This window comes from Micrococcus lylae (assembly GCF_900163825.1).
Lineage (GTDB): Bacteria > Actinomycetota > Actinomycetes > Actinomycetales > Micrococcaceae > Micrococcus > Micrococcus lylae.
This window is the reverse complement of sequence record NZ_FUKP01000071.1, coordinates 23,790-29,945: the sequence shown is the minus strand read 5'-3', so window position 1 is coordinate 29,945 and position 6,156 is coordinate 23,790. Positions and strand designations below refer to the sequence as shown.

The 6,156-nt window shown below is 72.5% G+C and carries 6 protein-coding genes; 3 read left to right on the top strand and 3 right to left on the bottom strand.

Translation table 11 applies throughout. The annotated features are described in order from the left end of the window. A partial coding sequence (locus tag FM125_RS11255; RefSeq protein WP_143745347.1) for a PASTA domain-containing protein occupies positions 1-1,447 on the top strand: 1,447 nt, incomplete at its 5' end. Between the two features lie 134 nt (positions 1,448-1,581). Here the strand turns inward: FM125_RS11255 and FM125_RS11250 are convergent. Further along, a complete protein-coding gene (locus FM125_RS11250; RefSeq protein WP_087134681.1) occupies positions 1,582-2,241 on the bottom strand; it encodes an anthranilate synthase component II in 660 nt (219 codons plus the stop codon). 197 nt (positions 2,242-2,438) lie between these two features. Here FM125_RS11250 and FM125_RS11245 point away from each other — a divergent pair, with 197 nt between their 5' ends. Continuing rightward, positions 2,439-2,792, top strand: coding sequence for a cell division protein CrgA (locus tag FM125_RS11245; RefSeq protein ID WP_342743435.1), 354 nt, complete (start codon positions 2,439-2,441; stop codon positions 2,790-2,792). Between the two features lie 295 nt (positions 2,793-3,087). Here the strand turns inward: FM125_RS11245 and FM125_RS11240 are convergent, their stop codons facing one another. Both FM125_RS11240 and FM125_RS11235 read right to left on the bottom strand, forming a co-directional pair. After that, on the bottom strand, positions 3,088-3,909 hold the full coding sequence (locus FM125_RS11240) for a rhomboid family intramembrane serine protease (protein WP_087134687.1): 822 nt from the start codon (positions 3,907-3,909) through the stop codon (positions 3,088-3,090). Between the two features lie 122 nt (positions 3,910-4,031). Continuing rightward, on the bottom strand, positions 4,032-4,562 hold the full coding sequence (locus FM125_RS11235) for a peptidylprolyl isomerase (RefSeq protein WP_067191954.1): 531 nt from the start codon (positions 4,560-4,562) through the stop codon (positions 4,032-4,034). A 201-nt stretch (positions 4,563-4,763) separates the two neighbouring features. Between FM125_RS11235 and FM125_RS11230 the strand changes: the two genes are divergently transcribed. Continuing rightward, positions 4,764-6,017: a hypothetical protein gene (locus FM125_RS11230; protein ID WP_087134680.1), complete on the top strand. Its 1,254-nt coding sequence runs from the start codon at positions 4,764-4,766 to the stop codon at positions 6,015-6,017. The last annotated feature ends 139 nt before the right edge of the window (positions 6,018-6,156 follow it).

Here is a 6,156-nt window from a genome sequence, read left to right as displayed (position 1 = left end):
CATCCCCGCCGAGGACTCCACCCCCGCCCTGCCGGCGGCCGGCGCCGCCGCCGGAGCGGGCGCCGCCGGTGCCGCCGGTTCGGGTGCGGCCGGTGCCGCGGCCGTCGGTTCGACCGCCGCCGGAGCGGCAGGCGCGTCCACCGACTCCGGGGGACACCGGCCCCCACTGACCCCCCGCTCGCTCTCCACGGTGGACACGAACCGTCACCTGCCCGTGCGCGCAGACCTGCCGAACACCGGCTCCACAGCGGTGGGAGACGCCGAGGAGGAACGCTCCCCCCGCCGCCGCGGCCTGCTGTTCGGCCTGATCGCCCTTCTGCTGCTGGCGGTGGCCGCCGCCGTGGCGCTGCCCCTGCTGCTCGGCGGGCGCGACTCCCAGGTGGAGGTCCCGGACGTCAGGGGCGTCCCCGTCGAAAAGGCCGAGACCACCCTGACCGAGGCCGGCCTGGAGACCCGCACCTCCGAGGTCTATGACGACGAGGTCCCCGAGGGCTCCGTGGTGTCCACGGACCCCGGCGCCGGCGACCGGGTGGACTCCGGCTCCGAGGTCCGGCTGAAGGTCTCCCAGGGGCCGTCCTCGGTGACCCTGCCGGAGAGCCTGCGCGGCGCCTCCGAGGCCACCGTCCGCGACGAGCTCAGCCGCCTGGGCCTGACCGTCTCCTCCGTCTCCTCGACGAACTCCGCCGATGTGCCGCGTGACCGCCTGGTCTCCACCAGCCCCGAGCTCGGCAGCGCGGTGCCGCCCGGGTCCTCCGTGGACCTGCAGCTGTCCACCGGCCGGACGACGCTGCCGAACGTGGTCGGCCTGTCCGAGGAGTCGGCCCGCACCGCCCTGCAGGAGGCCGCCCCGAACGTGATCGTGCGGGTGCAGGAGCGCGAGTCCGCCGCCGCCACCCCGGGGTACGTCATGCGTCAGGACCCGCCCGCGGACCGCGAGGTGGACAACGAGGGCGCCGTCACGCTGACCGTCGCGAAGGCCGCCCCGGAGCCGTCCGAGACGCCCTCGCCGAGCGACTCCCCCGAACCGTCACCGTCGCAGAGCCCGACGCCGTCCGAGAGCCCCACGCCGTCGCCGAGCCCGTCCCCGTCCGAGGACCCGACCGAGTCGCCGTCCCCGTCGCAGAGCCCTGACCCGACGGACTCACCGGAACCGTCCGAGTCCCCCTCGCCGAGCGACGACCCCGAGCCCAGCGAATCACCGTCCCCTTCCGAGGACCCCACGGAGTCTCCAGAGCCGTCGGATTCCCCGCCCCCGTCCGAGGACCCGACCGAGTCGCCCGACCCGTCGCCGTCCCCGTCGCAGAGCCCTGACCCGACGAACTCCCCGACCCCGTCCGAGAGCCCCTCGCCGACCGGGTCCGGTAGCCCCAGTTCTCCGGAGGGACGCCCCACCAAGCCCGGACCGCCGTCGGACGTCCCGTCCAACGGCCCTGCACCGCGCGACTGACCGATCCGCCCGCGCTGTCGTCGCGGCGCAGGCCGGGCGCCCGCCGGCCGGAGGGCCGGAGCCCCTCCACCACGACGGCGGCCCCTCACCTTCGTGAGGGGCCGTTCCGTCGTCGGGACGCGGGGATGGGGCGGTCAGCGGGCCCCGGCATCCATGATGGGCGCGAGCGCCCCGCCGAGGTCTGCGGCGCCGAGGAGGCCGGCGGACTCGAGCCAGTTGCCGAGCATGCGGTAGCCGCCCTCGGTGAGCACGGACTCCGGGTGGAACTGGACGCCCCACAGCGGCGCGGTGCGGTGGGCCAGGCCCATGACGACGCCGTCGGCGGTCTCCGCGGTGATCTCCAGGACGGACTCGTCCACGGTCTCCCGCACGGCCGCCAGCGAGTGGTAGCGGGTGGCGGTGAAGGGGCTGGGCAGGCCCACGAACGTCGGGTGGCCCCGGTGCTCCACGAGCGAGGTCTTGCCGTGCATGAGGGACTCGGCGTGGGTGACCGTGGCACCGAAGACCTCGGCGATCGCCTGGTGGCCCAGGCAGACGCCGAACAGCGGCTGGCCGGCCGTGGCGGCGTGACGGATGAGGTGCTCGGAGACTCCGGCGTCTGCGGGGGTGCCGGGGCCGGGCGAGATGAGGATCGCGGTGTGCTCGCGGGCCAGCGCGACCGCCTCCTCCGGGGAGAGGGCGTCGTTGCGGACCACCGTGGTGGCGGCGCCGAGCTCCTCGAGGTACCCGACGAGGGTGTAGACGAAGCTGTCGTAGTTGTCGATCACGAGGACCGAGACTGCGGCGCTGCCCATCGGCGGCTCCCTTCGCTGGCTCCCCGCCGACGTGCGGTGGGGCACATAGACTGGTCCGGGTCACGTTGCGTCCCGGACCGCTGGACGCACTGACGCACCGCCGGCACCGACCGGACGGAGCGGGGTGCGGATGGGAACAGGGTACCGCGGCGCAGACCGCCGAGTTCAGACAGACGACCCACAGTGAGGATCACGCCGTGGCCGAGAACGAGACCCCGGACATGGGGGCCCCCGCACCGAGCGAGCAGGACGTGAAGCGCGCCGAGCGGCAGGCCAAGAACGACGAGCGCCGCGAAGCCCGCGAGGCCGCCCGGCGTGCCAGGCAGGAGCGCCGCGCCACCCGGGCCGAGCAGGTCGGCCCGAAGCCGCTGCCGCGCTGGTACAAGGCGACGATGTTCGGCCTGATGATCGTGGGCCTGCTGTGGATCTGTGTGTTCTACCTGACCCAGACTGCGTTCCCGATCCCGGGCATCGGCGGCTGGAACATCATCGTCGGCTTCGGCATCGCCATGGTGGGCTTTCTGATGATGTCCCGCTGGTCCGAGGAGTGAGGTCAGCACCTCTCGACCCGCCGGTTCTCCGCGGATTCTTCAGGATGCCGGGACCTCGACGTCCTGGGAAATGACACCGGTGTGATTCTCCACAGTGGGGATATCCCTGTGGATAACTCCAGCCGCGGAGTGCGAAAACACATCGGTGTCATTCATATCCACACCTGTGGAAAACTCTGGGGACAACGCCGCGGCACGGTGTGGACAACACTGTGGAGACCTGGGGATGTGGCGTGGACGGACAACGTCCGCCTTCTCCCTTGCCGGTGGCCGGGGTGATCAGCCCCAGGGCGGGTCAGCCCCAGAGCACGGCGGGCGTGATCCGGGCGGCGCCGAAGGCGGCCAGCACCACCAGCAGAGCAAGCACCGCGACGACACCGGCCCACTGCACCCACGGTGCCCTCTTCCCCAGGCGGCTGCCCGGGCCGAGCAGCTCGTAGCAGCCGGCCGTCAGCGCGCCGGCGACCAGTCCCCCGACGTGGCCCTGCCAGGAGATCCCCGGCACGGTGAGGCTGAAGACGAGGTTCACCACCAGCAGGACCGTGAGCGACCGGATGTTGCCTCCACGGGCCCGGGCCAGGACGAAGACGGCGGCGAAGAGGCCGTAGATCGCCCCGGAGGCGCCGAGCACCGGCGTGAGCGGGTCCGAGAGCCAGAGGACGGCCACCGAGCCGCCCAACGCCGAGAGCACGTACAGGGTGAGGAAGCGCGCCGGGCCGAGTGGCCGGACGAGCGCGCGGCCGAGCATCCACAGCGCGAGCATGTTCAGGAGCAGGTGCCCGGGGTTCTGCAGCGAGTGCAGGAACGCGTTCGAGAGCATCCGGTAGGGCTCCATGATGACCGTGGAGGTCTGCCCCGGCGCGTACCAGCCGAGGGCGGTGAGGTCGGCGGGCCCGTCCAGGGTCAGCCACTGGCCGACGTAGACGAGCACGTTGAGGCCGAGCAGCCCCCAGATCAGCGACGGGGTGTCCCGCAGCACGCTGCGCCGCCGAGGGACGCCCGCGGCCTTCTCGTGCGCGCGGCGGGCGGCGCACTCCCGGCACACGACGTGGCCGGAGGAGGTGGTCCCGGCCTGACACTCCAGGCAGGCGGGGCGGCGGCAGTCGCCGCACGCCATGTACGCCACACGGCCCGGATGCCGCGGGCACTCGGGGAGTCGAGCGCCGCCGGCGTCCGGGCCGTGTCTCTGGCGAGGATCGGTCCGATCGTCCACGTCAGGGGTCTGTCCGGGGGTGCGGATCAGGCCTCAGCGATCTCGACGGACTCGATGACGACGTCCTCCAGCGGACGGTCGCGCGGGTCGGTGGCGACCGAGTTCAGCTGGTCCACGACCTTCTGGGAGGCCTCGTCCTTCACCTCGCCGAAGATGGTGTGCTTGCCGTTCAGCCAGCCGGTCGGCACGGAGGTGATGAAGAACTGGGAGCCGTTGGTGCCCGGGCCGGCGTTCGCCATGGCCAGCAGGTACGGACGGTCGAACTGGAGCTCCGGGTGGATCTCGTCGCCGAACTGGTAGCCCGGGCCGCCGATGCCCATGCCGAGCGGGTCGCCGCCCTGGATCATGAAGTCCTTGATGATGCGGTGGAAGACGGTGCCCGAGTACAGCGGGGTGCCGGTCTTCTTCTCGCCGGTCTGCGGGTGGGTCCACTCCTGCTCGCCGGTGGCCAGGCCCACGAAGTTCTTCACGGTCTTCGGGGCGTGGTCGCCGTAGAGCTCCACGACGATGTCGCCCTGGTTGGTGTGGATGGTCGCGATGTGCGTGGCGTTGGTCATGGGCCTCATTGTTCCATCGACATCCGCCGCGTGCAGGTGGTCGGCATGCCCGGCGCCACACTTACGCGCAGGGCTTAGCCCTCGTGCCGTCATCGCGCGCCGGGGACCGTGCTGTCGTCCGTCCCGCCGACTAGGCTGGGTGCAACACCACGCGCGGACAGGAACGCCCGTCCGCGGCCAACCCAGCTCCGAGGAGATCGTATGGGCTTCAAGACCTCCGATTCGATTGACGAGACGACCGACTTCCGCGACACCAAGCTCGGCGCATTCCTGGGCCGCCGCCGCGAGGACGCCCGCCACTGGGCCGCCCCGAAGGTGGAGGCCGCCCGCGCCTGGGGCGAGTACGGCCTGGCCGACTCGACCTACCGCGCCCAGATCGCCGGCAAGGAGGGCCGCCGGCTCGCCGACGACGCCAAGGCCCAGCTGCAGGACGCGAAGACCCAGTACGGCCCGCAGCTGGCCGCGGGCGCCGAGCGCGCCAACGCCGTCGTCGCCCAGCAGTACGCCCGACTGGCCCCGGCCGTGTCGGACCAGTACAACAAGTACGCCCCGCAGGTCGCGGCCGGCCTCGCCGCCGTGTCCCCGGCCCTCGCCGGCGTCCTATCCCCCGTCCAGGGGTTCCTCGCGGACCTCCAGGGCCAGGCCGAGGCCGCGGGCAAGGACATGAAGAAGACCGCTGAGAAGAAGGGCAAGACGCTGAAGAAGCAGAACGCCAAGAACCGCAAGGCCGTCGCCGCGAAGGCCCAGGGCCTCAAGAAGGACCTGCAGAAGCAGGGCAAGGCCGCCAAGAAGGGCGCGGCCCAGGGCGGCAAGGACGTCCAGGCCGCCCTCGCCACGGGCCTCGCCGCCCTCCAGTCCGGCCAGCAGAAGCTGTCCCCCGAGGTGCAGCGCCGCGTCGCCGACGCCACCAAGTACGCCCAGGACCGCCGCGACCAGTACGTCCCGGTGGCCGCCGCCCGCCTGGCGGACGCCGCGGGCAAGGCCGGCAAGTCCGTGCACGACTACAAGGTCCCGGCCTCCGTGGAGGACACCCTCGTCCGCGTGACCGGGGACAAGAAGATCGTGAAGAAGCTCCGCAAGGCCGCCGAGGGCTACGCCTCCACCGCCGAGAAGGGCTTGAAGAAGCAGGCCAAGCAGTCCAAGCGTCAGTCCCGTTCCGGCAAGGGCTGGATCATCTCCGGCATGGCCGTGGCCGCCGCCGGTGCCGCCTACGCGATCTGGAAGCTGACCAACCCGGTCCAGGATCCGTGGAAGGCCCCGGCCCCGGGCCCGGTGACCGCGAACATCCCGGTGGTGGACGCCCACGGCTCCACCGACCCGTACGCCAAGCAGCGCGCCGCCGTCGCCGAAGCCCAGGCCGCCCGTGACGGCGTGGCGCAGGCCGGCGGCGACGCCCAGGTCGACACCGTCGACACCGGCGGCCCGACCTCCACGAACCCGGGCGTCTCCCGCTGAGCAGACGAGACCCCGCGGTGACGCCCTCGACGCAGGGCTGACCCGACGAGAGCCCCCGACGGCAGTGCCGTCGGGGGCTCTCGTATGCCGGCCCCGCCCCGAGGCGACCGAGGTCGTCGAAGTGCGGGGCCGTCGTCGT